Origin of the sequence: Paenibacillus sp. 2003 (assembly GCF_031455635.1) — a bacterium.
GTDB classification, from domain to species: Bacteria; Bacillota; Bacilli; order Paenibacillales; family Paenibacillaceae; genus Paenibacillus; species Paenibacillus amylolyticus_B.
In genome coordinates this window covers 2,132,245-2,158,837 of sequence record NZ_JAVDTB010000001.1, presented here as the reverse complement: position 1 = coordinate 2,158,837, position 26,593 = coordinate 2,132,245, and the positions used below count along the sequence as shown (strand labels likewise).

19 protein-coding genes and 1 pseudogene are annotated in these 26,593 nt (G+C 44.5%); 4 read left to right on the top strand and 16 right to left on the bottom strand.

The window, feature by feature from the left end:
• Nucleotides 1-693: 693 nt before the first annotated feature.
• From J2X75_RS09330 to J2X75_RS09315, 4 genes are all read right to left on the bottom strand, one after another.
• Nucleotides 694-2,025 carry an NtaA/DmoA family FMN-dependent monooxygenase gene (locus J2X75_RS09330; protein WP_310335938.1) on the bottom strand — a complete coding sequence of 444 codons (1,332 nt, stop codon included), beginning with the start codon at nt 2,023-2,025 and terminating at the stop codon, nt 694-696.
• Nucleotides 2,026-2,412: 387 nt separating this feature from the next.
• Complete coding sequence (locus tag J2X75_RS09325) at nt 2,413-2,838, bottom strand: MarR family winged helix-turn-helix transcriptional regulator (protein ID WP_310335937.1); 426 nt, start codon at nt 2,836-2,838, stop codon at nt 2,413-2,415.
• Between the two features lie 545 nt (nt 2,839-3,383).
• Nucleotides 3,384-4,058 (bottom strand): nitroreductase, encoded by a 675-nt coding sequence (locus J2X75_RS09320; RefSeq protein WP_310335935.1) that lies wholly within the window; start codon nt 4,056-4,058, stop codon nt 3,384-3,386.
• A 475-nt stretch (nt 4,059-4,533) separates the two neighbouring features.
• Nucleotides 4,534-5,967, bottom strand: a complete 1,434-nt coding sequence (locus tag J2X75_RS09315) for a DHA2 family efflux MFS transporter permease subunit (RefSeq protein WP_310336715.1) — start codon at nt 5,965-5,967, stop codon at nt 4,534-4,536.
• Nucleotides 5,968-6,158: 191 nt separating this feature from the next.
• On the opposite strand from J2X75_RS09315, the gene J2X75_RS09310 reads away from it, so the two are divergent.
• Nucleotides 6,159-6,479: a winged helix-turn-helix transcriptional regulator gene (locus J2X75_RS09310; protein WP_310335933.1), complete on the top strand. Its 321-nt coding sequence runs from the start codon at nt 6,159-6,161 to the stop codon at nt 6,477-6,479.
• An 802-nt stretch (nt 6,480-7,281) separates the two neighbouring features.
• Here J2X75_RS09310 and J2X75_RS09305 read toward each other — a convergent pair.
• On the bottom strand, nt 7,282-8,193 hold the full coding sequence (locus J2X75_RS09305; RefSeq protein WP_310335932.1) for an alpha/beta hydrolase: 912 nt from the start codon (nt 8,191-8,193) through the stop codon (nt 7,282-7,284).
• Between the two features lie 179 nt (nt 8,194-8,372).
• Here J2X75_RS09305 and J2X75_RS09300 point away from each other — a divergent pair, with 179 nt between their 5' ends.
• Complete coding sequence (locus tag J2X75_RS09300) at nt 8,373-8,918, top strand: TetR/AcrR family transcriptional regulator (protein ID WP_210108339.1); 546 nt, start codon at nt 8,373-8,375, stop codon at nt 8,916-8,918.
• Between the two features lie 291 nt (nt 8,919-9,209).
• Here J2X75_RS09300 and J2X75_RS09295 read toward each other — a convergent pair whose 3' ends face one another.
• From J2X75_RS09295 to J2X75_RS09280, 4 genes are all read right to left on the bottom strand, one after another.
• Nucleotides 9,210-9,713 (bottom strand): glycoside hydrolase family protein, encoded by a 504-nt coding sequence (locus J2X75_RS09295; protein WP_310335931.1) that lies wholly within the window; start codon nt 9,711-9,713, stop codon nt 9,210-9,212.
• The gene (locus J2X75_RS09290) at nt 9,710-9,919 is read right to left on the bottom strand and encodes a hypothetical protein (protein ID WP_310335930.1); all 210 of its coding nucleotides are present in this window, start codon (nt 9,917-9,919) and stop codon (nt 9,710-9,712) included. Before J2X75_RS09290 ends, J2X75_RS09295 begins: the two co-directional genes overlap by 4 nt.
• Before the next feature lie 253 nt (nt 9,920-10,172).
• Entirely contained in the window at nt 10,173-10,406 is a 234-nt protein-coding gene (locus J2X75_RS09285) for a hypothetical protein (protein ID WP_310335928.1), read from the bottom strand.
• Between the two features lie 45 nt (nt 10,407-10,451).
• Complete coding sequence (locus J2X75_RS09280; protein WP_310335926.1) at nt 10,452-11,021, bottom strand: TetR/AcrR family transcriptional regulator; 570 nt, start codon at nt 11,019-11,021, stop codon at nt 10,452-10,454.
• Nucleotides 11,022-11,176: 155 nt separating this feature from the next.
• On the opposite strand from J2X75_RS09280, the gene J2X75_RS09275 reads away from it, so the two are divergent.
• Entirely contained in the window at nt 11,177-12,136 is a 960-nt protein-coding gene (locus J2X75_RS09275; protein WP_310335924.1) for a carotenoid biosynthesis protein, read from the top strand.
• Between the two features lie 25 nt (nt 12,137-12,161).
• Nucleotides 12,162-12,251: pseudogene (locus J2X75_RS30330) on the top strand (putative holin-like toxin); the annotation flags it as partial.
• Nucleotides 12,252-12,489: 238 nt separating this feature from the next.
• Here the strand turns inward: J2X75_RS30330 and J2X75_RS09270 are convergent.
• The 7 genes from J2X75_RS09270 to J2X75_RS09240 all read right to left on the bottom strand — a co-directional run bounded on the left by J2X75_RS09270 (nt 12,490) and on the right by J2X75_RS09240 (nt 26,576).
• Entirely contained in the window at nt 12,490-14,526 is a 2,037-nt protein-coding gene (locus J2X75_RS09270; protein WP_310335922.1) for a GxGYxYP domain-containing protein, read from the bottom strand.
• A 27-nt stretch (nt 14,527-14,553) separates the two neighbouring features.
• Nucleotides 14,554-17,841: a glycosyl hydrolase gene (locus J2X75_RS09265; protein WP_310335921.1), complete on the bottom strand. Its 3,288-nt coding sequence runs from the start codon at nt 17,839-17,841 to the stop codon at nt 14,554-14,556.
• Between the two features lie 15 nt (nt 17,842-17,856).
• Entirely contained in the window at nt 17,857-19,872 is a 2,016-nt protein-coding gene (locus tag J2X75_RS09260; RefSeq protein WP_310335919.1) for a glutaminase family protein, read from the bottom strand.
• Between the two features lie 44 nt (nt 19,873-19,916).
• A complete protein-coding gene (locus J2X75_RS09255) occupies nt 19,917-21,572 on the bottom strand; it encodes an extracellular solute-binding protein (protein WP_310335917.1) in 1,656 nt (551 codons plus the stop codon).
• A gap of 80 nt (nt 21,573-21,652) precedes the next feature.
• Complete coding sequence (locus tag J2X75_RS09250; RefSeq protein ID WP_192263016.1) at nt 21,653-22,549, bottom strand: carbohydrate ABC transporter permease; 897 nt, start codon at nt 22,547-22,549, stop codon at nt 21,653-21,655.
• A 12-nt stretch (nt 22,550-22,561) separates the two neighbouring features.
• Complete coding sequence (locus tag J2X75_RS09245; protein ID WP_240661880.1) at nt 22,562-23,476, bottom strand: ABC transporter permease; 915 nt, start codon at nt 23,474-23,476, stop codon at nt 22,562-22,564.
• A gap of 25 nt (nt 23,477-23,501) precedes the next feature.
• Nucleotides 23,502-26,576: an alpha-mannosidase gene (locus J2X75_RS09240; protein WP_310335915.1), complete on the bottom strand. Its 3,075-nt coding sequence runs from the start codon at nt 26,574-26,576 to the stop codon at nt 23,502-23,504.
• Nucleotides 26,577-26,593: the final 17 nt, after the last annotated feature.

The window sequence follows — 26,593 nt, the reverse complement described above, 5'->3', positions numbered from 1 at the left end:
TTGAGCCTTATCTTACCAAAGTAGCGTTTAGTCTTGATAACATTTAGATAATAATCTAATCCGCAATGACACAATGATCTTGTCCTTTTCGGCAATGGAACCAAGTTCTTGTCCTTAGCTTGGGACAAGAACTTGGTTCCATAAAACAAAAAAAGCCGCTATAATAGCGACTTTGAATGGAACAATGTTTTTGTCCCGCGACAATCCTGCGCTAAATATCGTGATTCAGTACCTTATTCCATAGGTACTTTAATTGCTTGCCTATGCCTATACATCATTTTGTTCTTATCCTTAGCATGGGATAAGAACTTGTACCAGTAAAATAAACGAATTTCAATGTTCCTTCATCGGTATTTGTAGTTATGTTACCCAAAAGTATCGTTTCGCATACATACCTTAAATTTATTATTGTTTTCTTTTAATTCGGCGTTCTCTAAGCAAAATGATTCCCATTGCAAGGCCTGTTACAAAAATTGAATAAATCAAAGAATTAACCATCTGATGAAAGGTATATCAGGGTTTCTTCCTACCTAAACACTAAATCCTAATACTACTGAATGCCCGAAAATATTCTTCTGTACCCAGGCATTCGTTTTGAGAACCGTGGTGATTTACGTGCTTTCTTAAGACCTGGTTTTTTACGCTCATAAAGAAGCACAGGCCATTATCAGCCTGTGCTCTATATTACTTCTATTAAGATAATCGTTTATCTACACCATATTGATAGGGCACACCAAGATTTTCTCTTAATGTCTCTCCATCATAATCTTCATGGAATACACCACGTTCCTGTAAGATAGGGACCACTTCTTCTACAAAACGTTTTAAGTCGGTTTCATAAGCATCTGGTAGTATCCAAAAGCCATCTGCTGCGCCACTTTCAAACATTTCAGTTAGGTAATCCGCAGTTTCTTTTGCATCACCTAATGTTGCAGGATGGTAATCAATCACAGAATGATAAATGATATCGCGTAATGTCCAACCTTCACGCGCCACCTTTAAAACATTCTCAGCACGAGGATCAGAGTAACGGTCGATTTTTACCTTGTCTAAAAGTTCTGGTGCGATCGGGCGTTCTAAATCTTCAGGAGTGAAGCTGATTCCTAATATCATTCCGATATGAAATGCACGTTGTTGTACTATATTTTCATCCATAAAACTTGCGTGACGATCTATTGCTTCACGTTTAGAATTTGCAACAACCGGCATGAGTCCTGCGATAAATTTAATCTCATCTGGATTTCGACCCGCGTCTATCGCAACCTGGCGTAGTGCATTTCTTGTAGCAATACCTTGTTCTATCGTCCACACTTCACCAATCATTGCACTCGCATAGCGTCCTGCAAACGCAATACTATTTGGAGATCCACCAGAGTGAAAGATGACCGGTTGTCCTTGTGGTGAAGGTGGAATTGGCAAGGCTCCATTAGCCTGTATATGTTTACCAGATATATGAACAGGTTTTACTTGGTTATAATCCGCAAATACACCGGTTTCTTTATCAGCTTTTAGAGCATCTTTTCCCCATGTTGCCCATAAGTGCTGTACAGTTTCTACGAACTCATAATGACTTTCATAACGTGATCTACTATCCATTAGTTTTACACCAAAGTTTTCTGCTACCTTTGGACTTGATCCCGTAACAGCATTCCAAGCAATACGTCCACCACTCATTAAATCCATCCCTTTAAATTGACGTGCTAAAGTAAAAGGATTATTCCACTGAGTATGTACAGTTGACGCCACACCAATGTGTTTTGTTTGTTGTAATATTGCAGTGGCAGTAATGATAGGTTCAAGCGTCATCGATGGCACCTCCCTGTTATCATCGGGTATTGCTCCAGGGAAATCACCTACAAATATAAATTGAAATTTACCTTTTTCAGCAAGTTGAGCATAGCGAATATCTGCATTAATATCTGGATAAGTAGTCACATTGACACCCTCACTTTTCCAAGCTTTAGCATTTGCACCGTATGCCCCTGTAAATCCTAAACCAAGCAACATTTGTTTTTTTTCAGACATAAATAAATCCCCCTAATTTATTTTCATATGGTATCTACTTGCTAATATGACTCAAAAATAAATAGACAATAACGAGTCAAACGTTCTATAAATATCTACAATCTTTAATCTTATATTTCCTAATCATTTAATCTGATCTGATTCATTTAAAATACGTGGGTCAACGCCTAGCTGATAATCTAGATTGTTGGTATGTTTAACGAGACAGCTTTAAACATAGCATTGACTAATTTAATGAATTTCAGTAGATCGATCAAAACGAAAATAATACTTAGCCTGCTAACTTATTTTTCGGTGGTTACCAAGGTTCCCCGCTTCAAGAGAGGAGTTCCTTGCTAAAGAAGGTTATAATTTATTTAGCATGCTAAATATCAGCATAGAGAAAACTTAAAACAAGTTCCTCTCCATTCGCTTCATAAGTTCCCTTAAGATTAAGCGTTCTTCCGGTAAAATTGAATGGAGTAATTTTTCTTGCTGCTCTCTCCATTTGGATTCAACCGGTTTCTCTAATTCTCTGCCTTTGTCTGTTAGAAAAATCCGCATAACCCTTGCATCATGTTCATCACGTTTACGATAAATAAATCCGTTTTGCTCCAATGATTTAACCATATTGGTTACCGTAGGTGGTTCGCATTTTAAATATTCACAGAGTTGCATTTGTGTTACCCCATCGCCTAACCACAAACGAGAAAGCAAATTATCTTGACCTACATAAAGGTTAAGTTCCCTCAATGAATCGCTATAATCTCGACGCATTTGGGAAGAAACTCTATCTAACGACTGACGAATATCACAGCCCACTGTATCTGTCATTAATACATCTCCTCAGCCAGTCAACCAGCAATAGTTAGCCCACTAAATATATCGCGGTGATATCTTTGTGTCAACAGGGGGCAATTACCTTAATTCAACTAGGGATCTGATGCCATCATCGTGATATTATAATTATCTGTTGCATCGTAGGCAGATATTCACATGGCTACAACGTTCCCCCTTCTTTTTCACCACCCACGTTATCCTGCCCGTTAGTTGAATAAAAGCAGCCGATCACGTTGGTCAGCTGCTTTGTTGGTTTTATTGAGCTATCGTTTCCCGTTAGTTGAATGAATTAACGGGGAGGATACCACCGATTAATATATGCCTAATCGGTAATAGAAACAAGTTCTTGTCCTTGGCTGAGGATAAGAACTTGTACCGATCACATAAAAAAGCCGCTAAAATAGCGACTTCAATGGGAATATATTCTTGTCCCTCGACATTTTGGTTTTTTTTTCATATATAATTTATATAATAAGGGAATCGTTTGTTAAGTTTGAAGAAGGGATCTGTTGGTTATATAACCAATTTATAGAGTTTGTTTAACGATGGAATGTCACACTGTTCTCGATTGAGTCACGACCCATCCGAAAACTATTTACTGGTGCTTCTTTGTCTGGGTAACCAAATGATATTCCAAATAATAATTTTAGTTCGCCCGATACTCCAAGAACTTCGCGGACAGTATCAGCAGAAAAGCCTAATGCTGTCTGGGGAATACCGCCTATCCCACGTGCCTCGAGCGCTAGTAGAAATGACTGACCATACATGCCAATATCAGATGCGACACGCACATTATCTCCAAATGAAGGCATAAATAAGAAAGCAACATGGGGTGCATTGAAAAAATTATAATTTTGTGCTGCTGCCTGCTTGCGACCTTTGTAATCTTCTCGTGCTATTCCTTGTGATTCATAATAAGCTTTTCCATGCGCATTCTTGCGTTCGCCGTATCGGCCGTAAAAGGCGTTCATATCAAATGTAAAATCTGGTTTATGATTCCCTTCCTCATTCGCAAGTAACAAAGCTTTACTCAATTCATCCTTCTTATCACCTGAAACAATATGAACATTCCAAGGCTGCGTATTGCAATTAGACGGTGTATATTGAGCATCTTCGAGAACCTCACGAATCACTTCTTCCTTAACGGGTGTAGAGAGAAATTGACGCACAGATTGTCGAGAGCGTACAATTTCTTGAAAAGATTTAGTAGTCATTAGTATAACCTCCTCTTGTGTTTCGATGTTTCTTCACATAATGCTTTTGAAAAAATCCATACTTATTTGGATATGATTGAATTACATTGAATATTTTTGTTGCATCTCCTAGAATAAAATCATTGCTCATCTTTTGGAAGAGGGCAATTTAAATTGCCTTAGTACACTTTTTTGTACTTATGGATAGATAAAAGAGGTGTAAGGGATGACGAGAATTTGTAAAGATGATTACTAACGCACCCCATTAGCTTAAGTACATTGTTTCACAAACTTTTCTTTGTTACAGGAATGTAGCCCTTTAGCTAAACAAACGGGGCCATGATCCTTCTTAGATCAATGCCCTCGTTTGTTTAAAGTAATTCTTCACAATGGGCATATCCGGATGACACCAGCTCATAAAATTCCAGCCGGCCCCCAATTCTCCTACCATTTTAATGTGAACGTAGACACCGATAAGGGATTCGCAGACCAAATATTAATGCTGCGTACGCACCTCTTTGTGTTTGACTATGCCACGACGAATGAACAACGCTGTGACCAATCCAATTAGGGCCAGGATAATCATGTACACGAATACGTTGTGTGCTCCTGCCGACATCGCGTTTGCCATCTCGACCTGTTTGGCAAGAGCGGAGAAGCCGTGCAGGTAGTTATCCATACCGCCCATAAGGATACTGACAGCTACAGCAATTCCGATCGCCCCCGTAACCTGCGGCAATGTGTTTATGACTGCCGTACCGTGCGGGTACAATTCTGGCGGCAATTGATTTAGCGCGTGCGTTTGAGCAGGCATTAAGATCAAGGCTGTCCCAATAGAGAGCCCTATATGCACAGCCACCATAAAGGCGATTGAAGAAGCAGGAGATAGCGTAGTGAAGAACCATAACATGACTGAAACGATCACGAATCCGGGGATAACGAGCCATTTTGGCCCATGTTTATCGAACAAGTGCCCTATGCGCGGGGAGAGGAGACCGAAAAGCGCACTACCCGGCAAAAGCATGAGCCCCGCAATGAACTGAGACAATCCGGCGCCCGTCTGCAGAAACATCGGCAGGATAATCAGGCTCGTCATAAAAATCATCGGGCATAACGCTACCAGAATCAGCCCAACAACGTACATCGGATACTTGAACACGCTCAGGTTCATCATCGGACTACTCATAACGTTCTGACGCAGCACGAACAGCACCAGTGAGATGAGGCCGACAATGATTGAAGTGATCACAACCGGATTCCCCCAGCCTTCAGATCCTTCGCCTACCTGACTAAAGCCAAAAACAACTCCGCCGAATCCAATCGTTGACAACAACACAGACAGTAAATCAATCCGCTGCTTTTTGACATCGGTAACGTTCTCCAAATACTTCAACCCCATCAACAATCCTACGACTAAAAATGGAAGTGAGAACCAGAAAATATACTGCCATGTTAAATATCCGACTACCAGCCCCCCAAAGGTCGGTCCGAGCGCTGGGGCAAACATGGTAACAAGCCCGACTAACCCCATCGCCGCGCCCCGTTTATTCTGCGGATAGATGACGAGAACTGTATTGAACAACAGGGGGATCAAGGTGCTCATGCCTACTGCCTGTAAAATTCGACTGAACATCAACATTTCAAAATTTAACGCCAACGCCGCGATCAATGTACCCACGATTAAACTGATGAGCGAAACTGTGAAGAGCTTTCTTGTAGTAAACATCTGCAACAACATTGCGCTTATTGGCGTTAAAATGCCTATGGTCAACATGTACCCCGTCGTTAACCACTGTACCGTCGCAGCCGAGATTTGGAATACTTCCATCAAATTAGTCATTGCAATATTGATGGCCGTTTCGCTTAGATAGCCGAAAAAACCACATATCAGCAAAGCTGCCATAATCGCACTCGTATTGTATTTTTTCATCTCCAAAGATTTCAACCTTTATTCCTCCATCATCTATAAAGTATAATTACCATATTGTTTCGCTTCGTAATCTTATTAAAGTATCTTACTTTAAACAAGTACGATCTTTTTTAGAACATACTATAAAAAACAATACTAACGAGTTTTTACACGCTTCTAAGAGCCTGTATATTTATTTTGGAGGGGAAAATATGTATCACAACAACAAGTATTCGTCTGATTGCGGACTAAACAAAGTACAAAAAATAGTTGCAGGGAAGTGGAAATTATCGATCTTATGGTATATTGCCGAGGAAACTAGAAGGTTTGGGGAGATAAACCGTGTTTTTCCGGATATTACGCAATCGATGCTAACGAAGCAGCTCAGAGAGTTAGAAAGTGACGGACTCCTGCATCGTGAAATTTATAAAGAGGTCCCACCAAGAGTCGAATATTGTCTAACCCCTCTTGGTAAGCAATTTTTACCAATCCTTCAAACTATGTGCGAGTGGGGAGATAACAATTTAGAATAAGAATCGATAACTTTTTATGAAAAAAAAGATTAAGGATTTTTTAACAAATAACCTAATCAATTTTAGCAGATTTTTTATTCACTCTTGTTCAACTAACCTGCCCGTTAGCTTAATTAAACAAATAAAATATTCTAATCGATATTGATACCATGTTCCCAATTTTTTCAGCAATGGAACTGAGTTCTTGCCTTCAGAAAGCGAATTGTGCTTTTAGCTCGTCACATTAGTTCTGTCATGATAACATTTAGATAACAATCTAATCCGAAATGACACAATGTTCTTGTCCTTTTCGGCAAAGGAACCAAGTTCTTGTCCTTAGCTTGGGACAAGAACTTGGTTCCTTAAATCAAAAAAGCCGCTATATAAGCGACTTTGAATGGAACAATGTTTTTGTCCCGCGACACCATTAGGTTATACCCTCTTTAAATTGACTGAGATGCTACACTGTCATTAAACAAAGCTGCCCGTTAGTTTAAGTATAATATCTAGTCGCCTGTGTTGCCTCTCTTCGTGTCTGTTGTTCCATAACACTGTGAACACATTCATGTATTATGGTACTTAATGAGATTTTAAGTGCATGTACTCATCGTTAGATATACATCTAATCGGCAATCGGACTATGTTCTTGTCCATTCCGGCAATCGGTACAAGTTCTTGTCCTTGGCTCGGGACACGAACTTGTACCGATAACATAAAAAAGCCGCTAAAATAGCGACTTCAATGGGACCATGTTCTTGTCCCTCGACATTACTTGTTATATGAAGTTTCTGGACGAAATTCTGTTAATTTGCACAAATTTATTTTAAAGATTCTTCTCAAAGAATTCTGTTAACTTGGTTACTGCTTGGGCTACATATTCCGGTATGTCATACATGGCGATATGCGTTGCACCATCAACCCAAAACAATTCTTTTGGTCCATTCGACAATGCATAAACTTGTTCGCTGAAACCACGTGTGTTGGCTTCGGTTCCTGCAATCATTAAAAGAGGTTGAGTTAGATAGGTACTTAATTGGCTTAATGCCGAAAATGCCATGATTCTGTCAACGCTTCTAAATAGGAATCGATTAGTAGAATTTGGATGCTGTGCTCTAGGAGTTCTATAGTATTCATAGCCTTCACGCATAAGCGCAGGTGTATTTTCATCAAATTCTTCAGGAGAATCAGGTACATAAGTAAGGAACATAGCCTCTGCTCCATTTGCTTCTGCTGTACGCTGCTTAGCAACCGCCTCAAGTGTTTGCAATTGTGTTGAAACGGTACCTCCTGTATTTTCTCCTCGGAACATAGCACCTATATCAATTGCACTGACTCCTCCTACTGCTTTGATGCGACGTTCGGCTTGTGCTGCAGTTATTGCATAACCACCACCGGCACAAATACCAAGGGCTCCAATCTTTTCTTCATCGACAAATGGAAGAGTAGACAGATAATCTACTGCACAACGCACATCTTCCACTCTTGCAACCGGATCTTCGAGTAAACGCGGCTCACCTTCACTCTCTCCCTGATGCGAGGCATCAAAGGATAATGCAACAAATCCCTGGATGGAGAGTTTCTGTGCATACAACCCGGAAGTCTGTTCCTTTACTCCTCCGCCAGGATGAACGCTAACAATCGCAGGATAATTTTTATGTTCATCAAATCCGTCTGGCAAATATAGATCTCCTGCTATTGTTAAATTACCGTTTTTAAATGTTACTGATTTTTTCATGATTTTTCCCCTTTTTGATTTTATTATAAGTGCACATTTATGCGATATCGCACTTCGTGTATAATATAAAATTAAACTAGGATGTCTGCAATAATCAGATGAACACCGTTTGTGCTCTATTGCACAAGTTAATTAAAATTGTGCAATTATTTTTAAGAAAGTTTGGTGACTCTCTCACAATGTCTATAGTGGATAGAAGAATATTCAAATCACTAGAAGCAATAAAAAAGGCTTTTATTGAACTAATGTCCGAAAAGAATTTTGATCAAATTACCATACAAGAAATCTCTGACAGAGCAAATGTTGGTCGAAGAACTTTTTACCATCATTACTTGGATAAATATGATCTACTAGATAAACTTACTGAAAAACATTTTAATGAACTAAGGGAACTCTGCGAATCCGCATTTGATTTGGATTTTGTAGAAGCGACTTTAATCTGGACCGAATACTTTGAAAATAATTATTCATTCTTTTCGTTGATGTTAACGAGTAAAGGAGCCCCATATTTTCGTAATCGATTTCTTGATTTCCTGATCGAAGAGTTGAAGAAAGAAGCAGACGTTACCAGAGGCAAAAACCTAGGATTAAATGAAGATGTTGTTGTACTATTTGTTGCATCAGCTCAAGTAGGAGTCGTGGAATGGTGGTTTACGAATGAAAGACCAATCCCGCATCAGGTCTTGGCAAAGCAACTCGGGATATTGTTAGAGAGAAACTTATAATCGATATCTGACAATTTAGCAGCTTGCCAACCACTCTGAGAGATGTTAAAGTGTCACGTTTAATTTGAACTAACCCCGCGAGTGAATATACCTTTTACAGGATTCCTCGAATCTCTCCTTGTTCGAATCCTCCCCATCGAAGAAAGGAATTATTAGATATTTATCTAATCGTCAATAGTGCCATGTTCTTGTCCATTTTCGGCAATGGGATCAAGTTCTTGTCCCGAGAAAAGGACAAGAATTTGATCCCATAAAACAGAAAATCCGCGCTGGGCGCGGGCTCTAATGGGACTATGTTCTTGTACTCCGACAGATCGTAGCGATAAACAGCATGGAACCTGAGTCTTCCGGTGACCAGCGGCGCCAGGACCAAATGACATAAGACCCTCCATCGACTTCCAAGTACGTCATATCGAGTGTAATATCCAATGCCTCGCCGTCCTCGCGAACCGACCCCAGATACACACCATCCTTATTAACCATGCGAATGGGAAGTTCCCAGTCAGATGCATTGAGGATTCGTCCTTGATTCTTCAGCTTCATAATGTGAGCCTGCGACCCCCATACCGAACTGCTGACCGCAAAGAAAATGTATAGGTCGTTGCCTACGACATGAAACTCCGGTGCCCAGAAGATCTGGGTATACCCTCTGGAATCAACTTTATCCAAAACGACATGCTCAATGATATCGGGCGCAAACAGGCCTTGAATGATATCGGCTTCACGTACATACAGTCCGATATTGTCATTATCATCATTCGTTGCGATAAAATAGTACTTATCCTGCCATCTCAATCACCCTCCACCTCGATCACGTTTGCCTCCACTGCGCCTTCTATATCCGTCCGAACCATATCATGCGCTAACAACCTTCCCGGAACAGGTTCAGAGACGGTTTGTACATCATACAGATCTTCCATGTCATCTCTGTAATAATTGCCGCTATAGTCACACCAATGAATTTCATATTTACCCTTGCAGGAATTATATTCGCACGTCACTTCGCGACCACTCCGAGATGAACCTGACCAATCTCGGTGAACGAGATCAAATCACTCGTTTTCCATAACAAAATGCAGCCTCTACTCTCATGATCAGCACTGCCATCAGCGTTGATACGAACGGCCACTACACCAAAAGTTCGATCAGCGGCGGCGTACCTTCATTTTTCAGTGTAACAATGGTCGGATATATTAATGCACCCGCGCTCGTAAGCGCAACGTTTTATAACGATCATGCATGTTGTCGATCCACTCATAAGCCGATCCAAGTCAGTCCTTGAAGATGATCAATAGCTTGTTTGCTTGATGCACCAAAAATTGCTGAGTTACGGTCAAGTTGAAGAAATTTATAATAGATTGTCGTACCGACAGCATCTCTCAATTGTGCCCCGTTTTCAAACTCAGTTTCGTCGATAGGGATAATTCCTTTGATATGACCTACGAATACAGTACCGCACACCTTGCCGGCGTGAGTTTCAACACTCATACTGCGTAGAAGCTGCCGGGATTTTTGGTGAGAAGCGGGGAAATCCTACAATTCTTCAGAATAAAAAGCTTTAGATACGGATTCCGTAGCTTTATCAATAAAAGCTGCAATTTTACTGGGGCTTTCCTTCAGACCACTACTCACCCACTTTTTAATAATAGCTATACTGCCATGAGCGGTGAACGTATACCAGGACTCAAATAATTGTGGATCAAAATATTTTAATTCCGTCTTCCATCGTTCAATAGTTAAATCGTGACTGATATAAAGGATTCGTTCTAATAATTCTTTATCGCCGTGCTCTGAGAACAGAACCTCACATATCGTTTTATTCGCTTTTATATACTTACATAATTCATAAGATAGCGTTTGAGGATTTGAAGAATTCATCCCAACTTGCTTAATGTCTTCGTAAAGATCATTTTCAATCGTTGAAAGAAGCTCAAACTGATTAGCGTAGTGTGTATAAAAGGTGTTGCGATTAATCCCTGCTTCTCTGCAAATGTCGGTCACTGTAACTTTATTGATAGACCGTTCTGTCAAAAGCTTCAACAGGCTTTCTTTTATAACCATTTTTGTATATCTCACTCTGTGATCTGTTTTTTTGTCTGCCATAATATCCTCCCAATTTAAAATAATGAACAAATCTAAGGTAGTTTGTATGATAACTAACATATTTCAATCGAACAGCCTGTTGTTTAAGTAACACAGTGAAATTATAATTTATTTGAACTTTCAATTCTACTTTTAAACTTAAATGGAGGTGAAATATGGGTGATATAACTGTAGTACCTGTATGGATAATTCAAGATCTTATAGTCTTAATTGCTGCTGTTCTAATGGTTTTCTATATCCTTGACAAGGAAACGCATCCCAAAACGGTTCTGTTGCAATTTATAGGTTTTGTGTTTTTTTACGCAGCCGTTTTTGAAATTACTGCTTCATCGCTTGGGGAAGGTTTTTACGCCTATGGGCGGAGTATTTTAATGTTATTTAATATACCGATTACTGTCCCTATTATTGAGTTTCTGATCATTTATTCAACTTTGCGTGTTCTAAAGTCTGTAAATATACCGTCCTGGACTAAACCATTTATTACGGGATTGAGCGCTATGGTTTTTGACTTTTCATTGGACCCGGTGGCTGTTAAACAGATATTTCAGACTACAGATGGACTCATGGCAAGATGGACTTATTATCCGCTGGCCGGTGAGCCTCAAATCTATGGGGAACCTGTGATGAATTTTACAGGATGGATTTATATAGCGGGATATTGGACCATCTTTATTCTAATTGGTGAATGGTGGCATAAAAAGAAAGGCTACAGTAAATCAATTGGTTATATCTATCCGTTTCTGGCGGCCATTCTGTCATTAGCGTGTATGTTCTCACCTTTATCTAACTTCTTTAATTATATGGGGCCGTTCTTCGAAAGAACCTCTAATATGCAATGGGTGATGTTGATTACACTTTCTGTAATTACAATCGGAATTTTAGCATTAGCTTTTATAAAGTTTTGGGACCGGAAGGTTAATTATTCAATCACTCCCAAAAAAGATTTTCCTATCATGTTTACTTTTGTTGGGTTCCCCCTAGTCAATACTATATTTTGCATTATAGGAGGTTACACGGAAGTGTTGTGGCTGGTCGCTCTGGCTCAGATCTTATTATTGCTAGGCTGGATTGGAATTTACATTATGGGTAAAAAAGCACGTCCAATCACGAAATAACCATAAACCCAAGCATTGAGGCAAAGACACACTTTCATTAATATTCCTTTTCGGCATTTTTATTTTGGTGCTTCTTGCTTACATGAAAAGAAATAGACCGCCCACCCTAAGGTAACAGTCTATTCCGACCACCACCTAGCGGCCGACTGCTCTTTATGTAGTTTCAATTGAATAACTTCCTGTTTCTACCATAATAAACGTATTAACAAGCTAAAGACCCGCCTGATCCGCGAGGATCCGGCAGGTCTTTTATTGGCCGAATGATATTTGAATATCTATAAATCGCTTTGCGAGATTCGAACTTCCGATTGCTTTGAAGACGGCCCAAAGGTCCTTAAGCTCACTTTGACATCTTACTTGGACAAGCCGTACGCTTTTCGGATCAGCGAGAAATATTCGTCCGCCTTAACCACCTGGAACTCGGCTCCAAGAGATTCCGTAATCGCCAGCACATCCGATGGGGTCATGCTCCATGCATTAATCCCAACCGAAATAAACGTTGGAGATTTGCCATCCCATTCGGTCTTGGTACGATTCAAAATATCTTTACCATCCTGCACCGTTGAGATGCCTCGCAGAATGGAAACCGGAAAGCTGCCATTCATGATTTGAACATTGGCTTTGTCCTCGCCTGCGAGGAACAGGCCTGGAAGTTTATAGTTCTTCTCATACGCAGCTGCAATCGAATCACTCAGCGGAACGTCTTTTCCAAGTTCACGATTGAGCACAAAAGGGTACGACATGTTTGTTTTCTTCAGATAAGAGAAGGTTTGTTTCAGATACTCCGGGAATGTGCCTGTCGGCCAAACATGCGGATTGAAGTAACCCACTCCAGATGGGCCTGCAACTAGCTGATCATTTGGCGTCGCCGTTGAACGGTAATAGTTTAGAATGGCAGGCGCTGCATCGTAGAGTAACGGACTGGAAGTCCAGTTGATAGGCACTTTACCCCGAGCGGGATCAGCCCACAGGTTGCGCATATGATTCTGATCGTATTGCATGTTGTCACCTTCGCCAAAGGTATAGGTTACATAGATTTTGTTCTCCAGCTTGGATTTTACCGGTTTGGGAGCAGGTTGTTGTTTTACGTTTGTTCCTGAAAATACGGTCATGTTATGGAACCAGTCGGAAGGAACAACATAGACACCATGACGAGATGTGAGTTCTATGCCAGCAACTTCGCCTTCAAAATCATTGTCGAACCATCCCAGATAAGGTGTCCCTGTCTTTACATCAGACAGAATCTTCTCGAACAGCGCCTTTTCCTCAGGCACGCCGGTAGACAGCCAGAAGACCATGGCTTTGTTCGCTACGGCATAATCGCGGAGATAGCCATAAGGTTCCTTTTCTTCAGACGAGAGTGGTTGAACATTGCTCGCAGATACCTTGTATTGGTTCCACATCTCGATTGATACGGTTAGTTGCTTTATGTCCGCTGCAGGCTTAAATTCGTATACAAAGTAGTTTCCATTATCTGCGAAGCGATGATCGCTTCCAGGCAAAAATTTGGAGTTGTTTCGGTCATAGAGAAACGCTTCTTCCTCAGAAGAACCCGTTTTGAAATCCGCAATAATCTGTCCATCTGCTTTCACCGTCACTTGATGAACGGCAGGTCCCCAGCCATCCTGAGGAAAGGCATCATTAAAGCGGAGGTAGACCGCTTCTTTTCCCAAATAGGATGACAAGTCATAGTCATAGGTCTTCCTGTTGCTTGCATCACGAATCTGTTCCTTCTCGACTCCAACCGTTTGGAATGAATCAAAATTTCCGGACGGAATCGGGATGGAGGTGTCTGGACTCAATCCGACCAACATTCGTTGAGTCGTCTGGCTCCAGAGATGCTCATACTGCCAGTTGTATGCATCCATACGATTCTTGAACTTGTCCTGCAAGTCTTCGATTACCGACAGGTGATACGGTGCAGCAGTCAATTGTTGAGCCAGTTCAGGACTGGCAACAACAGCATTTTTGAGTCCGGCAAGTGTCGTTGCCACGTTAATGGAGTCCGGCAGCTGCGGATCATATACGATAATGCCTTTGATCTCTTTTGTATATTTCTTGAGAACATCCAATACGTTGTCATGCTGCTTATAAGGGACGTTCAAGTCCTGCAGCCAAGGGTCCACTTTATTCTGTTGAATGTAAATTCGTGGTTTTTCCCGATTGATAACCCCTTCAAGCGTCGTCAAAAGCAATTTGATATCGCCAGATTCCTCATAAACATTTGCCACATCCAAACGTTCGACTTTATTGAAAGTTGGAAGCGCTTGATTTTGAGGCCACTTCAAAGAGTTTGTATGTTTCAACTCATCTGTGGCAGCAAATGCGCTAGCCGATAACACGGTTGTACAGACCAGGGCAACACACAAAACAGTTAATTTACGAATCATAAAGTTCATATCTCCTTTTAATGTTTTTTATGATTTGTTGTCATGTTGCGTCTGTGATGTTCTTCGCGTTCGTCGGATTAACCTCACCTGTCCATTAATTCCTGATGTCAGCGCTGACTTTCCATACAAATTCTCCAGTGTATTTGCGGCATGTAAGTTCATTTCATTCAATCCTTCTTGAATATATGGCGTTATGTTCCATTGGTAAGGCGGCCATAAACGAATACCTACTTCAATATCATTTACATATAGGCTTGCTGTCTCCCTTATATCTTCGGCTACCAGCCATAGCTCCTCATTTGCAGCTAAGTTTACGTTAGACAGATCCACCTGCTGCGAGTAGACACCCGTACCTGAATAATAAGGATAGCCAGCAGTATTCCAACATCCACCCCATTGTTCCACATCGGTATTTAACGTCGTATCGTTTTCTATCGCGAACGGACCAATCAGAAATGCTGGGAATAAAATAGCAGGCATCGGCTCCAATAACGAAACCGTCAGAATTTCCAGCTCATTCTCGCCAGCCAACAAATGTGGAGTGAGATCTACACTGTCATAATCACCATCCTGCCACGAAGAGCGTCTTAACGCTTCCTGACGTACCCCATTGACGAATATTTCCAGATTACGCCTACGCTGCAAAAATCCGATATGGGATGGAATGTTCTGATCTACATCATCCAGAATCAATTCCATCCTTCCCCATGATTCTTCTCCCGCCTTACCGGAACGATCCGTACCACGCCGGGATTGAAGCCGTTCAATCAATTTTGGCGTCATGCCAAACGTCGTGCGATACGTATTTACTTGCCCGGGCATGGTCGCGTTCATCCTGGAATGTCGGTCATTCAACGTGACATGCCATTGATCTAGCAGAAGAACGTTGGGGCCTGCGGTCCTGAACCGCCACTGCTCATCCAGAATGACCTCTACCACATTCGTGGAAAAAGATTTATCTCCCAGGCAGGCTTGCTCTGTATGCTCCGCATGATCCGTACGTTCTTGCGGAAAAGAGGAGCTCTCTTGAGGGCTTACCGACAGCACACGCAGCTCTCCGGGTACGAACGAAAGGAACGATTCAGCGTCAATGCTGCATACTCTTCCACTCTCCAACTCCCACTCTTCCAAGTGACCTTTCTTTTCATCGCAAATGAGCCTAATGGTCACGGAGTGCTCTGACCAATTCATCAGCCATACATACACCAGATTTCCAATTCTGCGTTCGACGCTAATCAAATCGTCAGACCGACCTTCAATCCAATCCCATCGTATTACCGGTGGTTCTCTAATCAACTCCCCTAATTGAATACAAAACGCTTCGAGTTGATCCAGACGCTGACTCTGACCGCCTTGATGAACAGCGTCATCCATGGAATAAAAGAGGCTGTGCCCCTTGCCAACAGCACGTAATTTTCCGTGCGGCGGATCGGAACCAAACAGCTGCTGGATATCCTTCAACAACACCGGATCATGCCGCAAAGATTCACTATGCTGCGGAATCGTACCTATCGCAATTAACGTGCCGCCCTGGTTAACAAAGGATACAAGCCTGGCTGCAACATCCCTTGACATCACCTCTATTTCCGGCATAACGAGGATCGAATATCCATGGCCATGGCCATCAAATTGCAAACCCTCTCCTTCAACAAGGAGCGCTTCGCGAAGCTGGCATTCATCCACATAGTCGTAGTCGATAGATGATCGCAGCAAGCGATCTGACAAAAGCGAGAACAGCACATCTGATGAAGGATGCATATCCGCTTCGCCTGATGTGAACATGTTTTCATATACCGTATGGATAGGCGATAACAGCAGAACTTCCGGCGTTCGTTTTCCTTTTGCTCCAAGCAGACTCAATCGCCCTATATAATCGGCAAAAGCACGATAATGCAGCCAATGGGGTGCATGTTTGAATTCAGTCGGTGGAAAGTCGGTCTTCCGATACCCGGCAAACGAATAATAGAATGCATGCGGAATAAACAGATTAACTCCCAAGAAAGCCATAAAATTGGCATCAAGTCGCCGCTGGCGCATGGAATAACCATGACCACTTGCACCAAAGGCTTCACAGATCACCCGTTCCTTCCTGTTCAGCTGCGCGACAGAAGCCGCCGTCTTGACGGAAACAATGCGATGCGGATTCGCCTTTGACCCGATGCCGGGAGTGAGATAATCCACGCCTGCATAGTGGAATTGCTGCAATACCCGGGTCTGATTGCCTTGAGATCGAGCCTGCCCCCAGACAGGCTCCTCCAGCGTATGACCGATATAGAGCAGACCGGATTGTTCACACCATGTACGAATCGCTGCATGATATCCATCCACGTACCAACGGGTGATCGTATCATAATATTGCTGCCTTGTGGATCGGCTGCCGTCTGCCATGGGATACAACAATGCCCCCAACCGCGGGATTAGATCATACCCATTCTCTTGCTGATATCGTTCGGCCATTCCCTCGGTCCAAGCGAAGACGAGCCCAGGCAAAGTAGCCTCCACATCATGAACAGCGGTTCGGATGGCCTCCACCCCGACGAAGCCATCGTGAATCATAAGACCCGGCTCGTCAGTAAACACCCCTTGAATGGTTGATCCGTAATAGGGCTTTAATGCCAGAAACGGTTCATAAGACATCCCAATGAAAGACTGAACCGCTTCCGGATTCAATGTATCCAGGTAATACCCTTTAGCGAAGGTGATTCCCTCGGCAATCTCACATGACCAGCAAGCGAGAACAATATAAGAATCATGGGCGTGACCCGGACTCCACTCCTCTCCCCAACAATGCGTGATATTTTCCGGTTCATCATGAAGCAACCACTCTCCATCGCGGTTAACCGCGCGATAGGCCAGGATGGCAATCAGCTCATTGTGATCATAGGAGGCGAAGTCAAGCTTCATGCCTTCCTGCGATGTACCTGGCAAATACCGTTTTTCCTCTATTCTCAAATAACGCATGCGATATTCCGGGTGCTCCCGTGTCAGTTTTCCACCCAATGTTCCGCTCGGCCAATTCTCCTCATCGTACAGCCAAACAACCATATTCCGTTTCTTGCATTCTGCTGTGCAGAACTCCAGCACTTCCATGAATTCCGGCGAAAGATATGGCATTTGCATCCCATGCCGAGCATGCAGAACCACGCCACCAACTCCCGCTTCAAACATGGATTGAATCTGGCTCTCCAGTTCCGTCTTCTCCAGCTCATGATTTAGAAACCAAAAAGGCTGTGGACGATATGTTTCATCCGGATTCGCAAATTGCTGTTTGAGTTGTATGGAAGGGTTACAGATTTCTTCTGCGTCTGCCTTCATACTCACCACCTGCCTTCACACCCATTCGTCTGTAGACTGTTGCATGAGTAATTGGATAAAGAACCCGCCAACCACAGAACGATTCTGAAAATTCATCTGCTTAGCGGTGATCGTGTCATACCAATCCGTTACGGGAACACGAGACGAAGTTTCATTCATGAAATCCCACAGCGGTGAAATGAAAGACTCAAACTGCGCTTGCGTTGAACTCATGGAGGCACACCATACCATCCAATCTGATTTGGTATACGTTTCACGGCTATCCAGCGGCAGGCCATAGCGGTTTTGTTTGTGCATGTAATATTCAAGTTCTTTGGCGGCGATCTCTTTCGGGAACAGGTGCAGGTCGAGCAGATGATCCCACACCAGATTGTACTTCATGCTCCATGACTCGGTTGGACTGTCAAACGTCAGCTTATAATGGTCCCCGGCATCTGCCATGGACACCCACTCCTGAGCCATGTTCCGAGCTTCCTCCAGGTACTTCGCCCCTTCCTTCAAACCGAGCTTTTCACACAGGTAGGAATACGCAGCAATACCCAATATGGCCTTGATCGATAAATTGGTATTGTGCGCCAGATGCCCGGCGAAGTCATCCGTGCACAGCTGGTTTACAGGATCGAGTCCATTGTGCAGCAAATAATCTGCCCATCGCGTAAGAGGTTCCCAATGCTGCCGAGCAAATTCGATATCTCCCTCATATTTGCTGACCGCCGCAGCCATCAGCAGCATATTGCCGCATTCCTCAATCGGCATCTGGTATTCCAGCTTATTCTCTCCATACACCTGACCGTTGGCCCTAGGGTATGTTCCTACATCATGAGGTGCAAAATCAAACGTCCAATCATGGCTCATCGCATACCTGTAAATCGGACGCATCATGCCCTTGATCAGTTCAGGGTTGTACCTGAGGAAAAGTGGGATCGAAGGGTAGCTGACATCCACCGTAGCGATACATCCATTGCTGAAATTCTCTTTGGAGAAAAATAGAACATTCCCCTCCTCATCAGCAACCAGCTTATGCGCTGCAATCGCCTGTCTGTAGGTTAGCGCCACAATATCCCGGTATTTCTCACCGCCTGCGGCCTGACTCTCTGCCATGAGTTCAAGATTAAAGCTGTCACAGCGCCGCTGAATCTCTTCGTATTGTTGAGCTGCCAGTAACAGCATCTCCTGAAACGTTAATCCATTTCTTTTCCAATACGCAGTCAGCGGTTGATGAAAATATTCAATCGCATGAATATCGTCATATGCAAGCATGAGAAATTCGGATATCGGTTCGTCCCGGACAGCCCCCAGATCGATCTCGGCTGCCATAACCGGCATGTTGTCCGATACAGCTCGCGGCTGGTGCTGATCATCTTCTGTCGGCAATTGACGGGAGCGTACATACTGTTCGCGGCCTGTAACTGAGTGAATGGCCGTCTGGATATGAGAGGATTGAGGAACAGCGAGAACCATATATCCCCAATCGATTCGTGTATCATCACCGGCAAGTTTCAATACGGGCTGATCCACAGTACCCATGGACATGGCATTCCATTGTTCCTCAATGACATGGCGTTCCCAGGTTACGTGCTGATCGGTTGTGTTTACACACCATTCGCCTGTTACATCGACGTAAATTTTGACTTGGTGGGAGGCCCCATCGATCGATTTGACCTGAAAATTCAAATAGGTCACCGGCCTGGATAACAGGTCCAAATCATCCAGCAATAAAGGTGTGGTGAACTGAACATGAAGCTCTATTCCTTCGCCTTGAAAGGTATATCGAGTCGTTACGGGCTGGACAGTCAGGTTGGTCTGCACCAGCACTTCAGGTTCCTGGACAGCTGTACGCTCCTCCGATCCCACTTTCCCCATAAATCGTCGAAGCTTTCCATCGATCACCGCCAAGCCCACCATGCCATTCGTTTTGTTCGTCCAATGCCGGGTATGATCTTCATACAGATGGTCCGCAGCCGACCATACGCTAAAATAAGGGTCCACAGTAACCAGAGGTACGGAAGGCGGTCTGAACTCAGTCGTCATATGAATGCAACTCCTTCAAATTAAAAGTAAGAATATGGAGGTGATCAGTTCGGCATCTGAACGGTAACTACGTCTTTCCCTTTCAAGTTTTCGTTCGTAAACTGCATGGCTTGATCATATCCGGTCTTTCGAAGCTGCTCGCGAAGCTCGTTGATAATGCCCAACGCCGCTTCATCCGATTTCGCAAAGATTGCTTCCTTCCAGGCATCACCCATCCGGTCCATGGAAGGCTTCAGCATCTCCCATTCCGGTGCTTTGGTAATCACATCGCCCGGGTTATAGGCTGTAATGACATGAATGCCATTAGGACGCAGAATTTTTCTGGCTTGTTCCATGGCATCAAGCCGTTTCTGATCGGCCCAGATATCTCCGCCTGCGACCGAATTGATTCGATCAGGCCCCGTGATGGATTCCAGACCAATGGAAATGCCTTCGTTCTTGCGAACTTTACCCGATTGATCTGCCGTAAATTCATCGAACCACTCCTTATTGGCAACAGGTTTACCCTCCTTCAAATCCCAATGAACGCCCTGCACTCCGTATCTTGCCAGCATAAATCCTTCATCGGAAGCCATGTAATCGAGGAACTTCAGCGCCGCATCTACACATGCGCCCTTGCAGTTTTTGGTGATCGCTGTTACGTTGTTGCCCTGAATGCCCAGATCCGCAGGGCGATTCGGTTCAACATCTGCACGCTCCAAAGGGCCGATCGGGATGTAATCGCTTCCAGGGTGTGAAGTAACATATTCTTTGGAGGCATCCAGAATGGCCGGATAGTGTGCGGCCAGAATGGCGATGCGGCCCTGATTGATTTTCTCCTTGGCGATCGGGTCAGTCTGGGTAAATGCTTCCGGGTCCATTAACCCTTCCTGAACCAACTTCCGATAGAATAACGTGTACTCTTCATAGCCTTTCGTGAAAAAGTTATGCTCTACCGTTCCGTCACCTTTGTCAACATAACTGCCACCCGAATTGAACATGGTATTGCCGATGCCGACGGACCAGCCGTTGCTGAAGCCACCCAGTGGAAAGACCGGCTGCCCGTTCTCTTGCAGATTGGCATCCTTGATTGCTTTGAGGAAGTTATAGAATTCCTCCTTTGTCACGACCGATTGAGGGTCTATACCCACCTTATCTGCGATATCCTTGCGAACATAAAAGCCGTACAGCCAATCCATGCCATCTTCATTCTGGGCAGGCTGGTTTTGCAGGAGCAGATATTTTTTGCCGTCATAGGCATTAATCGCTTTTTCGTAGAGCGCTGGGGGTACATTTTCTTCAGCAATGGATTTCGCGAGGTTAGGATAGTCCCCCAATTTGTCGGAAATATCGACGAGCTGCCCTTCTTTGGCCGCCTTGATAATGCCATCCAGCTCACCTCCCCATGCAGGTCCGGTATAGATATCCGGCAGATCCTGCGTGGCAAATATCTGGTTTACCTTCTCGGTCTCACTGCCTTTGGTATACTCCCAATCCAGCGTGACGCCAGTCTTCTCCTTGATGACTTCTTCCACAGGCGTTATTCCGTTATCCGAACCACCCGAACCGTTCCAGTTGTGCAATATTTTGAGCTTGTATGAACCATCAGCTGCTTCTCCGCTATTCCCGTTTCCTGATGAATCCGTGCATCCGCTCAACGATCCTCCAACCAAGATGGACACGAGTAATATGGATACGCCTTTCGACCAAATTCGGTTCAAACCAATCGCCTCCTGAAATATGATGTTGAATGATCTGGGTCATGCCTGGTAAAACTCAGCAAATTCCGGGTCAGGATCACCTAACCTTTCACCGAACCGATCATCACTCCTTTTACGAAATATCGTTGCAGGAACGGGTAGATACACAGGATCGGGAAGACCGTAATGACAAGCAAAGCCATACGCAGGGATTCGGGTGTCGCACCCGCTCCGCCTGAACCGCCAATCGTCTGCCCGCCCTGTTGTGCTGCGCGCTGCATCGAATTGGACAGCGACTCCGCTTCGGTCAGCATCTCCTGCAAGAGGGTTTGCACCGGAATCAGATCCTTGTTGGATACATAGTAGGCACCCGAGAACCAGTCATTCCAGTGGGCGACCCCAATAAAGAGGGAGATCGTTGCCAGTACGGGTCCCGAGAGAGGCAGAATGATGCGAATGAAGATTTGAAAATCCCCATACCCGTCAATGTGGGCTGATTCCTCCAGCTCTTCCGGAATTCCTTGCAGAAAGGTCCGGATAATGATGATATGCATGAAGTTGAATAACAGCGGCAAGACGTACACCCAGAAGGTATTGATCAGATGCAGCTTCTGAAGCGTAATGAAGAACGGGATGAATCCGGCACTGAAAATCGTAGGCAAAAAGATGTAAAAGGTGAAAAATGAGCGGCCCGGCAATGATTTCTTCGAGAGCGCGTAAGCCATCAGTGTACACAGAATCACATGAAGGAACGTACCCAGCACGGTTCGCATGATGGTGATCTGATACGCCTTCCAGATGCGCGCGTTATCAAATACCTGGGCATAGTTCTCCAGTGTAAATTGTCGTGGAAGGAAATAGATCGCGCCCTGCATGGAATCCTTGCCGTCATTCAGCGAGTACGCCAGGATGTAAATAAACGGGTAGATCATGGAGAATCCGACCAAAGCGAGAATGGTATAGTTTATAACGGAAAATAAGGACCATTTACGTGTCATCACATCACCTCCTTAGAACAGGGATACATCACTGACTTTGCGGGCAATCCGGTTGACCGTTAGCACCAAAATCAGCCCAATTACACTCTGGAACAGCCCCACAGCTGCCGCGTAACTCAGACGCCCTTCCCGGATACCCGAGTTAATGGCGTGCACGTCGAGTACACTGCCCATGCCAGCGGTCGCAGGTCCATTCAGGAGAAGCAGCTGCTCATAACCCGCGCTCATCAAGTTACCCACGGCGAGAATAAATAATATAATGGCGACATTACGGATACCCGGCAGGGTCACATGCCACATCTGTTGGAAACGTCCTGCACCATCGATCTTGGCAGCTTCATATTGCTGCTGGTCAATTCCGGCAATCGCAGCCATGAATATGATGGAGTTCCAGCCGATGTTCTTCCAAATATCCGATCCAACAATCATCTGATAGAACCAGGTGGGATTGTTCAGGAATTGGATTGGATCAGTTCCGAACGACCCCAGCAAATCATTAACTGGCCCGCCGTATGGCGTGAGCAATCTCTGCATCAGGGTGACAACCACAATCCAGGATACAAAGTAGGGTAAATAGGAAAGTGTCTGAACGGTTTTCTTGAACCTGATCATGCGTATTTCGTTTAAAAGAATGGCAAGAATGATTGGCATCGGAAAGCCGATTAACAGCTTCATCAGACTGATAATCACCGTGTTGCGGATGATATCACCGGACTGATAATAGTTAAAGAACTGTTGAAAATACTTGAAGCCTGCCCACGGACTTCCGGTAAAACCGCCAACGAAGGTATAGTCCCTAAAGGCAACCTGAATTCCATATAAGGGAACATAAGAGAATAGGAAGAACCAGATGATGCCAGGTAACATGAACAAGTAAAAGAGCTTATGCTTCCAGATTCGCTTCATTAACACACTGTTCTTAATCACATTCCCAACGCTCCTTTCCCTTAACCTAACCTTTCAATCGCAGCGAGATGATCTCGAATGGTGTAAAGGACAAAACTACGTCGGCTTGATCCTGAAGCTCCAGCGATGAAATGTTATTCTCCATGAGATCCACTTCCCAGACTTCTTCAGCATTCCAACCGATTGACAGTTTCGTTTTGACCCGAGTTCCCGAGGTCTCATACAGACGGACGATAATGTCATTGCTGTCCTCGGCTTTTTTGATTGATTCCACCATGATGTGCGGATGATCCGGCTGCAGGAATGCTTTCGTGTAAGGCAGCTTTTCCTCTTCTACATCCATTGAAGGTGCAGACAAGGAACTCAGGCGCAGCGGAATATTGAGCTCATTGCCTCTTCGATAGATTTCAGCCTGAACATGGTTCCCCTGATGCGGATATAACGAATAGGTGAATTGGTGCTCTGCACGATCCGCCACTGGATCCGGGTAGGAACTGCTGCGCAGCAAATGAAGGTCAAGCACATTGTTAATGGCTCGATGCCCGTATTTGCAATCGTTGAGTAAGGCGACTCCGTAATCCGGTTCTGATATATCCACCCATTGGTGAGCGCAAATCTCATCCTTGGCAAAGTCCCACATCGTATTGCGGTGAGTCGGCCTGCTCAGGCTGCCAAACTGGATTTCACAGTGAACCTGATCGGTACGAATCTGCACCGGGAACGAAGTGCGTAACATTTTACCGTATTCCTGCCAATCCACGACCGTTTCAAAATCAATACGCCGACTGCCCTCCGTTAAAATAACGGTTTGGGTTAGAGACGACTCGCCGTAGCTGTAATCAAAAACCAACCCAACTCTTGGACCATCCCGAAACTCATGGATATCATTCAGAATTAATGGCATCCCCACTTGCGCTGAATAATCATGGCGGAAATCCCAGGCATCGCCTTCGTCATGATATACACGAAGATCGTTCCCCCGCTGTCCTTGCAGGATGATTTCACGGGACTCCAGTTTATCCAGGATCGAGGTAATGCCGCCATTGGGGTCAAATTTCACGATGAGAATGTCATTCTCCACACTGTACTCCTTGGCTGTGTCACGGAAATCTGTTTCCAGCGCAGCAACATCCGTTTCAATACCAGTTGCGATCTCCCCCATGACCTCCTGATCTTCATGATCAGATACCACGGTGTAGCCCATGGATGGAACCTGCACCTTATGCCATCGTCCGTGGAGGTGCAGCCACTCCTGACGTTCCCACGGCAGTGAGTTGAATACCACAGTTGAATTGGAGCTTTCCTCTTGGGAAGAGATATAATCTGTAATATAACTGTAGGTTTCGGTGATCATGCCTTCCGTCTGCTGGAGCAATGCTTCATACCGTATTAACGACTCATCATATACTCGCTTAATCGAAGATCCGGGGAGGATATCATGGAACTGGTACAGAAGCACTTCCTTCCAGATCGTCTCCAATGCTTCGGCCGGATAAGACTTGCCCATGCGGGCAGCCAGTACAGCAGCAAATTCCAGCTCGCGCAGAGCTTTCTCCATCTTGCGGTTATACCACTTGCTCCGTGCCTGACTGGTCAGGGTTCCTTGGTGCTTTTCGAGATACAACTCCCCACGCCAGGTTTGGAATCGCTCTCTTTCTTCATTCAATCGTTCAAAAAATTTCCAGGAAGGTTCCTGCACAACAGGCGCCAGACCGAGCAGGTTCTTCTCCCGCTCCAACCGTTCCAAATGCTCTTCTCCCGGCCCGCCGCCGCCGTCTCCAATGCCAAAGAGCATCAATGCGTGGCTGGAAACATTTTTGTCCAGATACTCCCGCTCTGCTTTGGCAATGGAACGTGGGGCGGCCGGACTGTTGTACGTATCCTCAGGTGGCATATGTGTTAACACCGAGGAACCGTCGATCCCTTCCCACAGAAAGGAATGGTGAGGATGGCGGTTGTACTCACTCCAGGAGAGCTTCTGGGTCATCATGTAATCTACACCGGATTTCTTCAACAACTGCGGCAAGCTTGCGGAGTAGCCAAATACATCTGGCATCCACAGCGACTTCATCTCCATTCCAAATTCCTGTTGGAAATAACGTTTGCCGTACAGAATCTGGCGTACAAGAGATTCGCCACCCGGCACATTGGTATCCGATTCCACCCACATGGCCCCTTGCGGTTCCCATCTGCCTTCCTGCACCCGTTCCTTGATCTGGTCATACAGCTTGGGATAGTGCTGCTTCATCCAATCGTATAGCTGAGGCTGACTCGCTCCGAATACATAATCGGGATAACGCTCCATCATGCGAAGCACCGTGGAGAATGTTCTTGCGCCCTTTCGGATCGTCTCACGGATCGGCCATAACCAGGCCAAATCAATATGAGCATGCCCAACCGCACTTATGTTCAGCACAGGATCGCCGCCACGACGTGATAATTGTTCGTTCAATAATAGCTTGGCGCGATGTATGCGGTCAGGCGTTAATTCCGTCAATACTATGGAAGCGTCATACAGGGATTGAAGAATCCTTTCTCTGCGAGCCGTGTTGACAGGAAGGTGTTCCGCCGTCTCCAGAAGCACTTCGGTGTCGTAATACAAGCTTCGTATATCTTCACGACAATGTGCCAAAATCGCTTCTTTTACCGTACCGCCTTGGTATTTGCCAAATAAGTCGTTATTGCCAGCATCAGCCCACAGTTCGAATGCCCCGTCTGTCACTGTTATCGACGCATGGTCCAGTTCAACCACTCTTTTCCCGGGCAGACCCAATGTGAATTCAAACTCCGAGTTGATGGTTGTCAAACCCTGTACAGGTGTTCCTTCCTGATCTACCAGACAGAGTTCTCCGTTCACGTCCAGCAGGAGAACAGCCTTGGCGTCACTACCGGACGGTGGAATGCTCCCTGTAAAACAAAACCAGGCACAATCCCATAACTTCCCCCAACGCTCGCCCTGTGAAAGGGTGATTTTCTGACCTGACATTCTTTCCTCGAATGGAACAGGCTCCGGGGTAACCCATGCCGTCACATTCAACTTGGTAATGGGCTCATATATGGCTTCACGGAGTTTGGACAGCATTTGATTCAAATGTCCGAGTCTAATCGGTTCATATGGCATAATTGTTTTGTTCTCTC